The 15,563-nt window shown below is 59.8% G+C and carries 14 protein-coding genes and 1 riboswitch; of the genes, 7 read left to right on the top strand and 7 right to left on the bottom strand.

The window, feature by feature from the left end; genetic code table 11:
• Window positions 1-149: 149 nt before the first annotated feature.
• Together purB and HMPREF2860_RS01545 are read right to left on the bottom strand one after the other, a co-directional pair.
• Window positions 150-1,580: an adenylosuccinate lyase gene (gene purB / locus HMPREF2860_RS01550; RefSeq protein WP_038626517.1), complete on the bottom strand. Its 1,431-nt coding sequence runs from the start codon at window positions 1,578-1,580 to the stop codon at window positions 150-152.
• Window positions 1,581-1,614: 34 nt separating this feature from the next.
• On the bottom strand, window positions 1,615-2,064 hold the full coding sequence (locus tag HMPREF2860_RS01545; RefSeq protein WP_038626519.1) for a MarR family winged helix-turn-helix transcriptional regulator: 450 nt from the start codon (window positions 2,062-2,064) through the stop codon (window positions 1,615-1,617).
• A gap of 259 nt (window positions 2,065-2,323) precedes the next feature.
• Between HMPREF2860_RS01545 and HMPREF2860_RS01540 the strand changes: the two genes are divergently transcribed.
• The 5 genes from HMPREF2860_RS01540 to HMPREF2860_RS01520 all read left to right on the top strand — a co-directional run bounded on the left by HMPREF2860_RS01540 (window position 2,324) and on the right by HMPREF2860_RS01520 (window position 7,075).
• Window positions 2,324-3,610 (top strand): MFS transporter, encoded by a 1,287-nt coding sequence (locus tag HMPREF2860_RS01540; RefSeq protein ID WP_038626521.1) that lies wholly within the window; start codon window positions 2,324-2,326, stop codon window positions 3,608-3,610.
• Window positions 3,611-3,745: 135 nt separating this feature from the next.
• Complete coding sequence (locus tag HMPREF2860_RS01535) at window positions 3,746-4,474, top strand: amino acid ABC transporter ATP-binding protein (RefSeq protein ID WP_049180879.1); 729 nt, start codon at window positions 3,746-3,748, stop codon at window positions 4,472-4,474.
• A 15-nt stretch (window positions 4,475-4,489) separates the two neighbouring features.
• Window positions 4,490-5,431: a glutamate ABC transporter substrate-binding protein gene (locus HMPREF2860_RS01530; protein ID WP_070628502.1), complete on the top strand. Its 942-nt coding sequence runs from the start codon at window positions 4,490-4,492 to the stop codon at window positions 5,429-5,431.
• Window positions 5,432-5,450: 19 nt separating this feature from the next.
• The gene (locus tag HMPREF2860_RS01525; protein ID WP_070560533.1) at window positions 5,451-6,137 is read left to right on the top strand and encodes an amino acid ABC transporter permease; all 687 of its coding nucleotides are present in this window, start codon (window positions 5,451-5,453) and stop codon (window positions 6,135-6,137) included.
• Complete coding sequence (locus tag HMPREF2860_RS01520; protein WP_070560530.1) at window positions 6,137-7,075, top strand: amino acid ABC transporter permease; 939 nt, start codon at window positions 6,137-6,139, stop codon at window positions 7,073-7,075. Before HMPREF2860_RS01525 ends, HMPREF2860_RS01520 begins: the two co-directional genes overlap by 1 nt.
• 215 nt (window positions 7,076-7,290) lie before the next feature.
• On the opposite strand, the gene HMPREF2860_RS01515 is transcribed toward HMPREF2860_RS01520, so the two are convergent.
• The gene (locus HMPREF2860_RS01515; protein WP_049180880.1) at window positions 7,291-9,102 is read right to left on the bottom strand and encodes a BCCT family transporter; all 1,812 of its coding nucleotides are present in this window, start codon (window positions 9,100-9,102) and stop codon (window positions 7,291-7,293) included.
• A 208-nt stretch (window positions 9,103-9,310) separates the two neighbouring features.
• Here HMPREF2860_RS01515 and HMPREF2860_RS01510 point away from each other — a divergent pair, with 208 nt between their 5' ends.
• Window positions 9,311-10,897 (top strand): alkaline phosphatase D family protein, encoded by a 1,587-nt coding sequence (locus HMPREF2860_RS01510; RefSeq protein ID WP_070628501.1) that lies wholly within the window; start codon window positions 9,311-9,313, stop codon window positions 10,895-10,897.
• Window positions 10,898-10,933: 36 nt separating this feature from the next.
• Here HMPREF2860_RS01510 and HMPREF2860_RS01505 read toward each other — a convergent pair whose 3' ends face one another.
• Genes HMPREF2860_RS01505 through thiO form a run of 4 tightly spaced genes read right to left on the bottom strand, consistent with a single transcriptional unit; the run spans window position 10,934 to window position 14,421 of the window.
• Complete coding sequence (locus HMPREF2860_RS01505; RefSeq protein ID WP_038626531.1) at window positions 10,934-12,136, bottom strand: ThiF family adenylyltransferase; 1,203 nt, start codon at window positions 12,134-12,136, stop codon at window positions 10,934-10,936.
• Window positions 12,136-12,981, bottom strand: coding sequence for a thiazole synthase (locus HMPREF2860_RS01500; RefSeq protein WP_049180896.1), 846 nt, complete (start codon window positions 12,979-12,981; stop codon window positions 12,136-12,138). Before HMPREF2860_RS01500 ends, HMPREF2860_RS01505 begins: the two co-directional genes overlap by 1 nt.
• Window positions 12,982-13,010: 29 nt before the next feature.
• Window positions 13,011-13,244 (bottom strand): sulfur carrier protein ThiS, encoded by a 234-nt coding sequence (gene thiS / locus HMPREF2860_RS01495; RefSeq protein WP_038626535.1) that lies wholly within the window; start codon window positions 13,242-13,244, stop codon window positions 13,011-13,013.
• 13 nt (window positions 13,245-13,257) lie between these two features.
• Entirely contained in the window at window positions 13,258-14,421 is a 1,164-nt protein-coding gene (gene thiO / locus HMPREF2860_RS01490) for a glycine oxidase ThiO (protein WP_070628500.1), read from the bottom strand.
• 7 nt (window positions 14,422-14,428) lie between these two features.
• Window positions 14,429-14,551, bottom strand: a riboswitch (TPP riboswitch).
• Between the two features lie 70 nt (window positions 14,552-14,621).
• Between thiO and HMPREF2860_RS01485 the strand changes: the two genes are divergently transcribed.
• Window positions 14,622-15,380 (top strand): thiamine phosphate synthase, encoded by a 759-nt coding sequence (locus HMPREF2860_RS01485; RefSeq protein ID WP_070628499.1) that lies wholly within the window; start codon window positions 14,622-14,624, stop codon window positions 15,378-15,380.
• Window positions 15,381-15,563: the final 183 nt, after the last annotated feature.

Below are 15,563 nucleotides of genomic sequence, written 5' to 3'. Positions count from 1 at the left end.
CGAGGAACTTGGCTGCTCACTGGTGGTTTCGCCAACAAACGAAGAAAAACTCTGCCATCAACGTGACAGAGTTTTTCAAAGGTACTTACGTTTGCGCGTTTCGCGTTTCACGTTTCACGTTTCGCGATTCGCGCGTGACGCACGTGAAGCTACAGAATCTCGCCCGGCTTGTAAGCCGCGGCCTCTGGGTACTTGTCCACGACGGTCTGCACACGCGCAACTACGCGGTCAACCTGAGATTCTGCGGCACCGATGAACGCGTGGCGGTCTGCCAGAGCGTCGGCAAGCCCTGCGGCATCCAGCGGGAAGCGCTCATCTGCAGCGAGACGTTCGGTGAGATTCTGCTCGGCGCCCTTTTCGCGCATATCCAATGCGGTGGCGACGGCGTGCTCCTTGATAATCTCGTGAGCTTCCTCGCGGCCCATACCAGCGCGGACAGCTGCCATGAGGATCTTGGTGGAGGCGAGGAACGGTAGGTAGCGCTCCAGCTCACGGTCAATCATGGCCGGGAATGCACCGAACTCGGACAGGACGGTGAGGAAGGTTTCAAACATGCCGTCCATGGCGAAGAAGGCATCCGGCAGCGCAACGCGGCGGACCACGGAGCAGGAAACGTCGCCTTCGTTCCACTGAGTACCGGCGTATTCGGAGAGCATGGTCATGTAGCCACGCAGAATGACCTGGAAACCGTGGACGCGCTCACAGGAGCGGGCATTCATCTTATGCGGCATGGCGGATGAGCCGACCTGGCCTTCCTTGAAGCCCTCGGTGACGGTCTCATTGCCGGCCATCAGGCGGATGGTGGTGGCCAGCGATGCCGGCCCTGCACCGAGCTCGACCAGCGCGGACAGAGCGTCGAAGTCGAGGGTGCGCGGGTAAACCTGTCCGACGGAGTCAAAGACGCGGTCGAAGCCGAGGCCTGCAGCGATTTCGTTTTCCAGGGAGGCCAGTGCGGACTCGTCACCGTCAAGCAGATCCAGCATGTCCTGGGCGGTGCCCATCGGGCCCTTGATGCCGCGCAGCGGGTAGCGGGAGATCAGGTCTTCTACGCGCTCGATACCCAGCAGCATCTCGTCCGCAGCGGAGGCGAAGCGCTTGCCCAGAGTAGTTGCCTGCGCGGCGACGTTGTGGGAACGACCCGCCATGACCAGCGACTGGTACTCCGCGGCCTTCTCGGCGGTGCGAGCAGCAACAGCGACAGCCTTGTCACGCACAACCTTCAACGACTCCAGTACCTGCAGCTGCTCGACGTTTTCAGTCAGGTCACGCGAGGTCATTCCCTTGTGAATGTGCTCGGTGCCAGCCAGTTCACAGAACTCTTCAATGCGGGCCTTCACATCGTGGCGAGTAATACGCTCACGGGCGGCAATGGAGTCGAGGTCAACCTGGTCGATAACCTTCTCATACGCCTCGATAGTGCCCTCCGGAACCTCAATTCCGCGGGCGACCTGGGCCTTCAAAACTGCAATCCAGAGCTTGCGCTCGAGGATGATCTTGTACTCAGGGCTCCACAACTCCGCCAGAGTCGCAGAGGCGTATCGGTTAGCAAGGACGTTTGCAATCTTCTTTTTCTCAGCCACGCCCTCAAGTATTCCATGACCCCGGCATCCGCGGTTATCTAGGCCATGGATGACCACGCATTTCTTCCACGCCTTCGTTGAATTTGCGCATCAATCGCACGAACTCCACGAGCTCCGAGTCCTCCCAATCGTGCGTAATGTCATCGACGGTTTTCTTACGCGCCTCGATTTCCCGGTGCAGCAGCTCTAGCCCCTTGTCGGTCGCGCTATGCACCTTCGCGCTTGACGACGGCGCGGGTCTCTTCGCGATATACCCCTGCCGCATGGCGGCGGCCAGCTGGCGGTGCACCGTAGAAATGTCCAGCCCCAGCGCATCGGAAAGCTCGGCGACTGTCATATCCGGCTGCGCTTCCAGTCGTGCCAGTAGTGCTGCGGCGGAGCGATCCAACAGGATGTCCTTGCGATGTGGTCGGTAGCCACTGGAGCTAACCCGGGATAGCAGCATGTTCTCGTAAACGAGCGCGGCTAGGTCGTCGTTTCGCACGATGGCAGTCAATCCTCTTGTCGCCTATATGTCGGTCCTTTAATGGGCCTGTGAGATGTATCTGTTTGCTGAACAGCTCCTATTCTAGCGCGCCGCGGATGGGGTTAAGACCGAAAAAGCGCGTTTGCATCATACAAACCAATTGTTATAATTCGACCCCTAACTGCATTTTTGCACGATACAAATGCCGGGAAGCAGTTTTGCCACAGCACTAATTCCACGATCGTTTTCAAACGGGAAAAGAGACCGTATTTTCAGCATGACAACGCATACGACCACGCAGAACAGGCGCAGACAGAACGAGCAGGACGAGCAGCACGGGCAAGACAAGCTCTTCTCCCCCGCGTTCATCATCAGCTGGCTGATTAACTTCAGCATGTACCTGGTGTTCTACCTTTCAATCACAGTCATGGCGCTCTACGCCGTCCAGCGCTTCTCCGCCTCAGATGCCGCCGGTGGCTTCGCTGCCAGTTCTTTCGTGGTCGGCGCCACCATCGCGCGTCTCTTTTCCGGCTACTTGGTGGACACCTTCGGTGGTCGCAGAATCATGCTTGGCTCGCTCGCTGTCATCGTGGCAGCCTGTGCCGCCTACATTTGGGCCGCATCCCTGCCGGTCCTGATTGCAATCCGCATCATCCACGGCCTGACCTACGCATTAGCTTCCACCGCCGTGATGGCCGCCGCCCAGACCGCTATTCCGGCTTCGCGCCGCGCAGAGGGAACTGGCTACATCTCGCTCGGCACCACCCTGGCCACCGCGATTGGCCCAGCTCTCGGCCTAGCCCTTATTGGCTCGGTCGGCTACAGCGTCCTCTTTGCCACAGCCCTCGGCCTGTCCATTGTCGGACTGGTGCTGGCACTCGTTCTGCCACAACACAACGGGCCCGCCACTGCGGAAACCAAGGCCGAGGCCACCGAGGATTCGTCGGCAAGCGAGACGAAGCGCACATTTTCCTTCGATGACATCATGACGCCGAGAGTGGTGCCGATTGGCCTGTTCATGCTGCTCATCGGCCTGGCGTATGCGGGCGTGATTACGTTTTTGAACCGATACTCGCAGCTGGGCGGCCTGACTAGGGGCGCCAGCTTCTTCTTCATCGCCTATGCGGTGGCGATGATGGCAGCACGCTTCTCGCTGGGACGCCTACAGGATCGCCGCGGCGACAACCCGGTAATTGCCATCGGCCTGGTGTGCTTCACCATCTCACTGCTTGTTCTGGCTTTCGCAACCGCTGACTGGCACGTCATCGCCGCTGGCGCGCTCTGCGGCCTGGGCTACGGCACGCTGATGCCGGCGTGCCAGACCATCTCCGTGCACCTGGCGCCGGCGCACAAGTTGGGCACGGGTATCTCGACGCTGCTCTTACTTGTCGACGCAGGCATCGGCCTCGGCCCAATCGTGTTGGGCTCGGTAGCTGCCACGATTGGCTTCGACAAGATGTACGCAGGCCTGGCGGCTGTGGTGGTTCTCGCGGCCGTTTTCTACTGGTTCGTACATGGCCGCAAGCCTGTTGCGCAGCGCCATCACGTAAATATTCAGAACTAACTGGTGTGCAGTCACTATTAATTGGCGTGCAGTCACTTTTCACAGGTGAATATCGGACAAGGAACACCGGTAACTGTTATGTGTGGTGCATCACCTATACTTTCCCCCATGACTGAATCATCCACACCACAGAGCATGATTTCGATTGCCGGGGTGAACAAGTACTACGGCGACTACCACGCTTTGCGTGATATCAACCTGGAAATCCCAGCTGGTCAGGTCGTAGTCATCCTCGGCCCCTCCGGCTCCGGTAAGTCCACACTGTGTCGAACCATCAACCGCCTGGAAACCATCGACAGTGGCGAAATTCGCATCAACGGCAAGCTTCTTCCCGAAGAGGGCAAGGAACTCACCCGCCTGCGCGCTGAGGTTGGCATGGTCTTCCAGCAGTTCAACCTCTTCAGCCACATGACCATTCGGGACAACGTCACGCTGGCCCCGCTGAAGGTCCGCAAGATCTCCAAAGCCGAGGCCCGCGAGCGTGCGGACAAGCTGCTCGCCCGTGTCGGCATTGCGGAACAGTCCGACAAGTACCCGGCACAGCTCTCCGGCGGCCAGCAGCAGCGCGTCGCCATCGCCCGCGCCCTGGCCATGGACCCGAAGGTCATGCTTTTCGACGAGCCCACCTCCGCGCTCGACCCAGAAATGATTAACGAGGTCCTCGATGTCATGACCGACCTGGCCAAGGGCGGCATGACCATGGTCTGCGTCACCCACGAGATGAGCTTCGCCCGCCGCGTGGCCGACCGCATCCTGTTCATGGCCGAGGGGTCCATTGTCGAAGACACCGACCCGGAGACCTTCTTCACCAACCCGCAGAGCGATCGCGCCAAGGACTTCTTGGCCAAGATCGTCGGGCACTAGGCGGGGCTGGTCACCATGAAGCTTTCACTATTACGAGGAGGCCGGGGACTCAGTCGCAACCAGAGCCGCCGAGGCGTCGTCGGCAAGCGAGTTGCAGCGGCTGTCGTAGCTGTTGCCACGACAATGAGCCTCGCGGCTTGCGGTAGCGGCGGGCCCCGAAACCTGCTGGCCGATATCGAGGCCGGGCACGTGACGTTGGGCACGAAGTTTGACCAGCCGGGTCTCGGTGAGCGCACCCCGGATCGCGATTTCGCGGGCGTCGACACAGATGTCTCCCGCTACGTCATCGAGTACATCGCCAACAAGAACGGTTGGAATGTGCCCGAGATGGAGTGGCGCGAGACCCCGTCCGCTCAGCGCGAGACGCTAATTAACAACGGCGAGGTCAACATGATTGCCGCCACCTACTCCATCAACGCTGGCCGCCTGGCTGCCGTCGACTTCGCCGGCCCGTACCTGGTCACGCACCAGGCACTGTTGGTGCGCGGTTCCGAGGGCATCCAGGGGCTTGACGACGTCGCCCCGGGCACTCGCCTGTGTTCTGTTTCCGGTTCCACCCCAGCACAGAAGGTCAAGGACGCTCTGCCGGAGGTGCAGCTGCAGGAGTTCGATACCTACGCCGCATGCGCCGAAGGTGTGAAGCAGGGAGTCGTCGATGCCCTGACCACCGATGCGACCATTCTCGCGGGCTTCGCCCAGCGCTACAAGAAACGCTTCGGCGATGACTTCCGTGTGGTTGAGCTGCGTAACCCCGATGGCTCCTACTGGACCAACGAGTACTACGGCATCGGCCTACCCAAGGGCGATGATGCCAGCCGTGAGGCCATCAACGAGGCGCTGGAGTCGCTGTACGACACCGGTGAACTTCAGAAGATTGTCAAGAAGCACTTGGGCGACAAGTTCGAGCTCGACGAAAAGCCAGCAATCGGCGATTTGTCGTTCGTAGAGAAGAAGTAGGAAGGGGTGCGAGCAAACAATGAATCCAGAACTATGGAGTGAAATGGGGCCGGAACTGCTGCCGGCTTTCTGGGTGACCATCAAACTGACGATTGCCTCGGCAATTGGTTCCCTGATCTTTGGCACGCTTCTCACCGCCATGCGTGTGAGCCCCGTGGGAATCCTGCGTACCCTGTCGACCTGGTACATCAACATCGTCCGCAATACGCCGCTGACGTTGATTGTCCTGCTGGCCGCGATGGGCCTCTACTACAACTTGGGCCTGCTGCTGGCTGCGGAGAATGACTCCTTTATTGTCAAGCAGAACTTCCGCCTGGCGGTGCTGGCTTTTGTTGCCTACACCTCGTGCTTTGTCGCGGAGTCCCTGCGTGCCGGTATTAATACTGTGCCATTCGGGCAGGCCGAAGCCGCCCGCTCCCTGGGGCTAAGCTTCGGCCAGAGCTTCCGCCACATCATCTTCCCGCAGGCATTCCGCGGCGCTATCGTGCCGCTCGGCAATACCCTGATTGCACTGACGAAGAACACCACGATTGCTTCGGTCATCGGTGTGGCTGAAGCGTCGCTGCTGATGAAGACCATGACCGAAAACTACGCCAGCGATATCCTGATTATCTTCGGCATTATCGCTGTCGGCTTTATTATTCTGACTCTGCCGACCGGTCTGTTCTTCGGCTGGGCTGGCAAGCGATGGGCGGTGAAGCGCTAATGGCTACTCGCGCAACAGTTCTTTACGACGCGCCAGGCCCCAAGGCTCAGCGCTTCAACCGAATTCTCACCTGGATCGTGGCCGCAATCACCGTTGCGATCCTCGCCTGGGTGGGAATGAAACTGGCCGACAAGGGCCAGTTCGAGGCCAATAAGTGGTCGTTCTTCCTCGAATCCACAACCTGGACCACATACATACTGCCCGGCCTGGTCAGCACCATTGTCGCGGCTGTCGCCTCTATTATTCTGTCGCTGGTGATTGGCGCTCTCCTGGGCGTCGGCAGGCTGAGTCCAATCGCACCCGTGCGCTGGCTGTGCTCGGTGATTGTCGAGTTTTTCCGCGCCATCCCGGTGCTGGTGCTCATGCTGTTTGCCTACTCGGTGTTCGCCATCTGGCAGCTGTTCCCGTCGAATTACCTCGGCTTTGCCGCTGTTGTGTTTGGTCTGACCATGTACAACGGATCTGTGATTGGCGAGACCCTGCGCTCCGGCATCGAGTCGCTGCCGAAGGGCCAGCGAGAAGCCGCGATTGCGCTGGGTCTCTCCCACCGCCAGACGATGGTCACCATTTTGCTGCCGCAGGCAGTCGCCGCAATGCTGCCGGCGATTATCTCGCAGATGGTCATTGCGCTGAAGGACTCCGCGCTGGGTTACATGATTGGCTACGTCGAGGTTGTCCGCTCTGGTCGCCAGCTTGGCGAGTACTACGGCGCCATGATTCCATCGCTGGTCGTCGTGGCAATCATTCTCATCGCCATCAACTTCGGCCTGGCCAACCTTGCCGAGCGCATCGAAAGCCAGCTCCGCGCCGGCCGCGCTCGACGCAACATCATTGCGAAGGTCCCGCATCAACGCGACGTGGGTGTCACCACTAAGGATGAAACCAATGTCGACTGGCACGCCGAAGGCCACCGAGATCTGCGTGGCACTCACGAGTAAAGCTCGCCGCATTACCCACGCACCCACATTCGCTTTACGACGTGTACAGCGACGCCGCCCATGGAAACTGCTAGAGGTTTTCCGTGGGCGGCGTTTTTGTTTGCTGGTTTTCCTTCGCTCCTATCGATGAGCTACTCACTGATGGACAGGCTCCGGTGCATCGATAGGTGAATAGCGTGGCCACAAGTGCCGGGCACTACTGCGACCGTGCTCTACTACGACTCAGACTTGGTCCCCGACTCCTCTGGCTCCTCCGATTCCGACTTTTCGCCAGACTCAAACTCACCTTCAACGACCACATCGGACTGAATAACCAGGCGTCCCTCGTCATCGTGGGTGTACTCAAAGCGTGGTAGCTCATTGCCCTCTTCGTCGTAGCCCGGTGCGGGTGCGGCTTCGTGCTTCTCCAACTTCTCTGGAGTGTCGGTCTTGCTCCACTGTCGCGTGACTGGCTTGCGCACGGCCATGTGGTCATCACTCATGCCCTTGACCAGGGAGTACATCATGATGAAGTGGAGGAAGAAGAACGGCACACCAATGACAATCACCGCGGATTGCAGCGCTTCCAGTGCAGTTTCACCAGAAATCAGCAGCAGAGAAGCTGCCACAGCACCGATCATGATGCCCCACAGCACGCGGTAAAAGGTCGGGGCCTTGTTTTCTTCACCGGTGGACATCATGTCCATTACCATCGCAGCGGAGTCGATGGAGGTGACGAAGAAGATCATGATCACAAAGAGCGCAAATACGCTGACAAGCGTTGCCAGCGGGTACTGCTCCAGGAGGATAAAGAGTGCCGGCGAGGGATCTCCGCCTTCGACAACTGGTTTGGTCAGAATACCCGGATTCTCATTTTCCAATTCAAAGCCTGCACGCCCGAAGATGGAGAACCACATAATTGACACGATTGTCGGCAGTGCAATCACACCGGCGATGAACTGACGTACTGTACGGCCACGAGAAATACGGGCGACGAACATGCCCACAAATGGCGACCAGCAGATTGTCCAGGCCCAGTAGAAGACCGTCCAGGCACCCTGCTTCCAATTCGGGTTGACGTCGTAGGAGTCAGTCCAGAACATGACGCGTGGCAACGCATCCAAGTAGACACCTGTCGTGTCGACAGTCTGGCGCAGCAACGTCAAAGTCGGGCCCATCAGCAGCACGAAGACCATCAACCCCATGGCGGCCCAAATATTGGCATTGGACAGCAGCTTGATGCCCTTGTCCAAACCACGTGCCACAGAGATCGAGGCAATCACAATAATGATGGCAATCAGAATGAGCTGCACCATCGAGTTTTCCGGGGTACCGATTACACGAGCAGCACCGGAGTTAATCTGCAGCGCACCCATGCCAACCGATACCGCGATACCGACGACCGTACCGATGATGGCAACGGCGTCGATAAGCTTGCCCGGCCATGAGTAGATGCGGGCACCGAGCAGCGGCGCGAAAATCGAGGAGACGCGTGGCGGCAGATGGCGCTTGTAAATGAAGTATCCCAGTGCGAGCCCCGGAAGCGCCATGATGACCCACATGTGAATACCCAGGTGGTAGATGGTAAATGCCATCGCAGTGTTCTGAGCTTCGCGGGTCATCGGCTCTTGACCGAACGGCGGGTTGTAGGCGTGGTTGAGTGGTTCAGCCACACCCCAGAACATCAGCATGGAGCCAGTACCACCGGCGAAGAGCATGCCGAACCACTCAGCGATGCTGTATTCGGGCTCTTCGTCGTCATCGCCAAGCTGAATGCGTCCGTAGCGGGACACGAACAAGCCGATGAGGAAGATAAAGCTCGCAGAAACACCACCGATGAACAGCCAGCCCAGGTTAGATGTAACCCATTCGGAAGCGGCCGAGTAGGCACCCCGAGCTGTGTCCCCCAGCACAACGGTCACTGCCACAAAGAGGACAATGAAACCTATCGCTGTCGTGAAGATCAACGGGTCGGTCGGCAGGTTCTTAAGAAAACCGCCCGACTTCTTTTCTTGCTTGTTTACTTGTGGCGTTGTTGTAGATCCCATTGTCGGGGTCGGCGCCTTTCACTTCTAGATTGTCTGTCTTTAAAAGACAGCTCGGAAGACACATTCCTCCCAAGTCAGTTATCTACGTTACAAAAAGAAGCGGAGCCATTCTCAATAACCGGGTCTTTGTACTGCAATTGCGACTTTTCCCTTCGAGTTCACGCCGGTTTAACCGAACATCAAAGTGGAAAACCTAAAGTTCGACTCCATGCAGCTTTCCCGTCGTAGCGCTCTACGTTTAGGCGCATCCACCGCACTTGCTACTTCAGTCACGCTCGCTCATGCCTCTGGAGCTGCCGCTTCAGTTACACCGGGTTCGCCGTCACTGGCCTCCCCAGGGCTATTGCGTTCTCGGCCACAGCTCACTCACGGCGTTGCAAGTGGCGATATCCGCGGCGACGGCGCATTAATTTGGGCTCGCTCAGACCGCCCCGCCCACATGGTTGTTGAAACTGCCGCGACAGAGAGCTTCCAGAATGCCAAGGTATTCCGCAGCAACTCTCTGTTAACTCCGGACACGGACGGCACCGGACGTCTACGTGTCGTCGGTCTCGAGCCGGGACAGGAAATCTTTTACCGCGTCACGCTCGAAGAGGCAGATACTGGAATCTGCTCTGATCCCGTTATCGGCACCTTCCGTACTGCCCCCAACCGCGCATCCAACATCCGCCTGCACTGGTCCGGCGATGTCGCAGGACAGGGTTGGGGAATTAACGACGAGATCGGTGGCTACACCGGCTTTTCCACCATGCTGGAGCGCAATCCAGACCTATTCATTCACTCAGGCGACACCTGCTACGCCGACGGTCCACTGGAGGAATCCGTCACGCTTTCCGACGGCACTGTGTGGCACAACCATGTCACTCCGGCCAAATCCAAAGTTGCTGAAACCCTCGAGGATTATCGCGGCCAGTACTCCTACAACCTCATGGACAAGAACTACTTGGCCTTCAATGCGCAGGTTCCGCAGCTGGTCCAGTGGGATGACCACGAAACAGTCAACAACTGGTACCCCAACGAAGTCCTAGACGATGATCGCTATACCGAGCGCGATGTCAACACCCGGGCCAAGCGCGCCTACCAGGCTTTCCATGAGTGGCAGCCACTTGATCAGCAAATGGCTGTTGATGGGCGCGTATACCGCAAGGTTTCCTACGGCCCTTTGCTAGACATATTCATCCTGGATATGCGCAGCTACAAGGGAGAAAACACTTCCAATAATCCGCGCTCGACAACCGAAGAACCAATCCTTGGCGAAAAGCAGACAAACTGGTTAATCGACTCCCTCAAGGACTCCCGCGCGACGTGGAAGATTGTTGCTAATGACCTACCGCTTGGAATCATCGTCCCCGACGGCGACGATGGTGACCAAGAAAGCATATCCAATGGTGTCGCCGGTGCGCCTGCAGGCCGTGAACGTGAAATCGCCCGTCTGCTCAGCGCCATTAAGGATGTTTCAAATATCGTTTGGCTCACCGCCGATGTGCACTACACCGCGGCTCACCACTACAGCCCGGAGCGCGCACAGTTCACTGGCTTCGCACCCTTCTGGGAATTCGTCTCCGGTCCTCTCCACGCAGGCGCTTTCGGCCCCAACGAAATGGATCCGACCTTCGGGCCGAAGGTGGAGTACGTCCACGCACCGGGTAAGGACAATGCCAACGCCGACCCCACACAGGATTTCCAACACTTCGGCGAAGTCGATATCGACGGCGACTCACGCGAGATGACTGTCCGTCTGCTCACCACCCGCGGCACCGAATTGTGGTCGACAACGCTGCAGCCGCAGGCGTAGGCAAGCTGTTCAACAGAGCGTGGCGGCAGCTACTAATTAGTGCGTTCCGCCACGCTTCACGACGGTCTCCTGCCCCGCCGCCTGCCAGGCCACAATGCCCCCGTCCAGGTTAATGAGCTCCGGCGTGACACCATCAGCCTCGGTATCGCTGGCCAGCAGCTCAATCGCCTGTTGCGAGCGGGCCCCCGAGTGGCAGTGAATGAGAACTCCCTCTGCCCCAGTTGCGACACCGTCAGCCTGCGCAAGTGCCTCATTCACAGCAGCCCACCCACGGCTGCGAATGTCACCGAGTGGCACAAGCACAGATCCGGCAATGGCGACCTCCGCGTGCTCATCGGGTTCGCGTACATCGATGAGAGGCACTCCCCTGGCAAGAAGCTCGTGCGCCATGTTGGGACCGATGCTGCGCACGCTCTGCGCCGGGTCCTCTTCATCCTCGGACCACGATGCTGCGCACACCTGCGCAATTTCGGTCAGGTCGGAAACGGGTTCGCGCTCCGGGTCGGCTGCAAAGGACAGTGTGCGGGTGGTTGCCTCCAGGGCGTCGATAAGCACGAGCTTGCCAACGCCGACCTTGCCAACACCAGTGAGCACCTTGATTGCTTCGACGACCATCATCGAGCCAATCTGTCCGACCATTGCGCCGAGGACACCACCTGCGGCGCACGACGGTACGGAGCCGGGGTCGGGAATGTCGGGGTAGAGATCGCGAAGCATGGGACCGTGGCCTGGCCAGAAGACGGACAGCTGCCCGGCGAACTGCAGAATCGTGGCCCAGACCAGCGGTGTTCCGGTCAGCTCCGCAGCATCGGAGGACAGGTAGCGCGTGGCGAAATTGTCCGCGCCGTCGAGCACTACATCGTGAGTGGCAAAGAGCTCCTCGGCATTGTCGACGCTCAACCTGCCGACAATTGCGGTCACCGATGCCTCGGAGTCGAGGCGCCGCACGGCATCGGCGGCGGATTCGGCCTTCGGGCGACCAATGTCAGACTCGCGGTGAATGACCTGGCGCTGCAAGTTGGACTCGTCGACTACGTCATCGTCAATAATGGTGATGTGTCCGACCCCTGCACCGGCCAGGTACAACAACGCGGGCGATCCCAGGCCACCAGCGCCGATAACGAGGACGCGGGAAGCTCGCAAAGTTCGCTGCCCCTCGGCGCCAAAGCCCGGCAGTGTTAGATGCCGCGCGTACCGACGCAGGTCACGATCCGATAGATTGACCCCCTGCTCAGCCATTACAGCGAATCCTGCTCGCGTGCGCCGCTGACGCGCTCGGTGATGATTCCCTCAAACGACGAGCTCGCCTGAGCCAGTCGGCGGCGTGGAATGCGACCGGACTCGCGAGCAGTCAGACCCGCCTCAACGCCGAAGCGCATCGCCGTGGCCATTCCCACCGGATCATGCGCACGTGTCACGGCGGATGCCAGCAGCACCGCATCGCAGCCCAGCTCCATTGCCTGCGCTGCCTCGGAGGCGGTGCCGATGCCCGCGTCCAGGATGATGGGCACATTCGCGCGGTCAACAATCAGCTCGATGTTGTGTGGGTTGAGAATTCCCAGGCCAGTGCCAATCGGAGAGCCCGCCGGCATGACCGCCGCACAGCCCAGATCCTCCAGGCGCTTGGCCAGCGCCGGATCGTCATTGGTGTAAGCGAAAACCACGAAGTCGTCAGCCACCAGCTGCTCCGCTGCCGCAACTAGTTCAACTGGATCCGGCAGCAGAGTGTCCTCGTCGGCGATGACCTCGAGCTTCAGCAGGTTGGTCTCCAGCGCCTCGCGGGCCAACTGCGCAGTCAACACCGCGTCACGAGCGGTATAGCACCCCGCGGTATTCGGCAGCGCCGCGATATTGTTGCGCTGCAAAATCTCAAAAACGTTCTGCTTCGTGCCGGGCGTAAAGCGGCGCATCGCCACCGTAGTCAGCTCGGTGCCCGAAGCCACCAGCGCGCGCTCCAGCGTATCCATACTGGTCGCACCGCCAGTTCCCATAATCAGACGGGAGTTCAATTCCAGCCCGCCAATGCGCAGCGGTTCCCGTGTAAGTTCGCTCGTCGACCCGGCTTCGTTTTCCTGTGCGGACATATTTGCCTGTGCGGACTTCTCAGTCATCTCTAGCCTCCCTGAACTGCTGTCACGATGTCGATTGCACCTGCCACGGGCGTGGTCGCCCACTTGGCACGCGGAATCACCGCACCATCCACGGCTACTGCAATCCCCAGGCGGGTACCGTCCGCGGCGGTGCCGTCGTCGTTAAGCGCGTGCCCTGTGTGCTTTGCGACGAGATCTGCGACCATCTCCCCCGCAGCCGGTGTGTAGCCTTCGCCATTGAGTGTTGTGGTGGACATAAGCGAGCCTCCTCTAGTCGCTGAAGCGGAATGGATCGACGGCGGAAAGAAGCGCCGGGTCGTTATCATTTTCTCGACCGGCGACGACATCGGCGGTGAGCTTGGAACCGATAGCCGTAAGCAGAATGCCGTGGCGGAAGTAGCCGGTGGACACGGTCAGTCCTGGAGCCACGCGGCCAATCATGGGGACATCGTCCGGGGAACCCGGCCGGGCGCGGGCGGTCATCTCGTAGATTTCGCAGTCGAGAATGCCGGGCACCAGGCGGTATGCGTCGCGGAGTAGCTGGTGGACTCCTTCGGCGGAGACGCCGGTCAGGTCATCTTCACGCGAGGTAGCGCCGAGCACGACGGTGCCGTCAGCACGCGGGACGATATAAACCGGACGCCCCTGAACCACACCGCGAATAGTGCGGGTGACCAGCGGCCGCAGGCGCTCCGGTACACGCAGACGCAGCACATCCCCATAGACCGGGCGCAGTGGCAGATTCAGATTCTCCGGCAGACCGGTGATGTCAGCGGTGTTCAGCCCTGCCGCCAGCACAACCTCATCGGCGAGGTAGTCATTTCCGTCCGCACCGCGCAGACCGATGGCGCGGTCGGAAGCGTAGATAACCTCTTGCGCGCGGGTGTGGATGACACGGTCTCCCAGGATGGTCAGCAACGCCTCGGCGAGCAGACGCGGATTGACCTGGTGATCTCCCGGAATATCCACCGCACCCACACAGCCCGGCCCCAGTGCCGGTTCTGCCCGGCGCGCCTCGGTTGCCGTGATGCGGTTGATCTCCATACCCATGTCATGCTGCAGCTCAACGAGCTCACTGAGTGTCTGCCGGTCGGCGGCATCACCCGCACAAACAAACGTGGAATTCTCGATGTAGCCGACATCGTGGCCCGATTCCTCAGCGATGTTCTGAGCAAAGTCGCGGTAGAGCTTGCCCGACTCAACCATCAGCGGATACAGCGTCGGCTGATCCCACACGACTTCGGCCACCGGCGCCAGCATGCCAGCCGCAGCGAAAGTTGCGCCGGAAACGGGCTCGGCATCGAGGACGGTCACCTCGAATCCTTGGTGGAGTAGCCTCCATGCCGTCGCCAAACCGATAATGCCCGCGCCTGCGATAACAACGCTTGACGACGTATCCCCTGTGCCGCCCTCACTTGTCGAGGCGGCACCCATAGCGGCAGCATTCACTGCCATTCCTCCCTCCGGCGGCATAACCCGCATCAGGTAAAAGCGGTCGGCGTTATTCGCCCTCTCAGCCAGCGGCATCTCGTCGATGCCGAGTACGGCTCCCGCGGAACGTGGTACTCCCCCATCATATGACTTCGGACTCTCCGCCACGACACCGCATCCCCAACCTCGCCTAACATGGGGACATGAACGCCTCATCAGCTGCCACTCGCACAACACGACGCGCCCTGCTTGCCGACGCCCGCCTCTACCTCTGCACCGACTCGCGCGCATCCCGCGGTGATCTTCGCGAATTTCTGCACGCCTGTTACGAAGGCGGCACCGACATCATCCAGCTGCGCGACAAGAAAGTCGACACTCGCGACGAAATTGCCGCCGTGGAGACCCTCGCCGAGGTCGCCGCTGAACACGGCAAGCTCTTCGCCGTCAATGACCGCGCCGACATTGCCGCGCTGACCGGCGCAGACATCCTGCATGTGGGCCAGGAAGACCTCACGACCGAGCAGGCCCGCCAGATCGTTGGCCCCGAGGTTCTCATCGGCCGATCCAACCGAAATCTGGACATGTTCGCCGCCTCACTTGCCGACGATGGCATCGATTACGCGGTAATCGGCCCGGTGTATGCCACCCCGACGAAGCCCGACCGTCAGCCCGTCGGAGTCGAGATGGTTCATGAAGCTGCGGCACTGGTGCGGAGAGTGCGGGCACAGGGATCAGCGGAGTCCCACCAGGATTCCGTGGCCGATATTGTGCGCCCACACGACCGCGGCGCAAGTGACCCCGTCAAGCCATGGTGGGCAATTGGCGGTATCAACGCCGAGACCGCCAATGCGGTTATCGCCGCTGGTGCGGAGCGCATTGTGGTGGTTCGCGCACTGACCGAGACAGAAAATCCGGAAGAGGCAGCTCGTGCCCTGCGCGCTGCGGTTACGAACGGTCGCTGAGTTTCGTGGGTTAAGTAGCAAAAGTGTGGGCTAATAGGCAAAAAGTGTGTCCGCTCGGCGTGTCGCTGGGTGGGCACCATTTGCTATCTAGCCCTACTTTGCCCCAATGCGAGTTAGTGACTGCGTTTATGACAAAATTGGCCCAAAAATGGCCTGAAAGCGTCATAAACTCGCACAGTTTCA

The organism is Corynebacterium sp. HMSC064E10 (assembly GCF_001812505.1).
Lineage (GTDB): Bacteria > Actinomycetota > Actinomycetes > Mycobacteriales > Mycobacteriaceae > Corynebacterium > Corynebacterium amycolatum.
The sequence above is the reverse complement of the archived record's forward strand: the minus strand, read 5'-3'. Positions and strand labels throughout refer to the sequence as shown.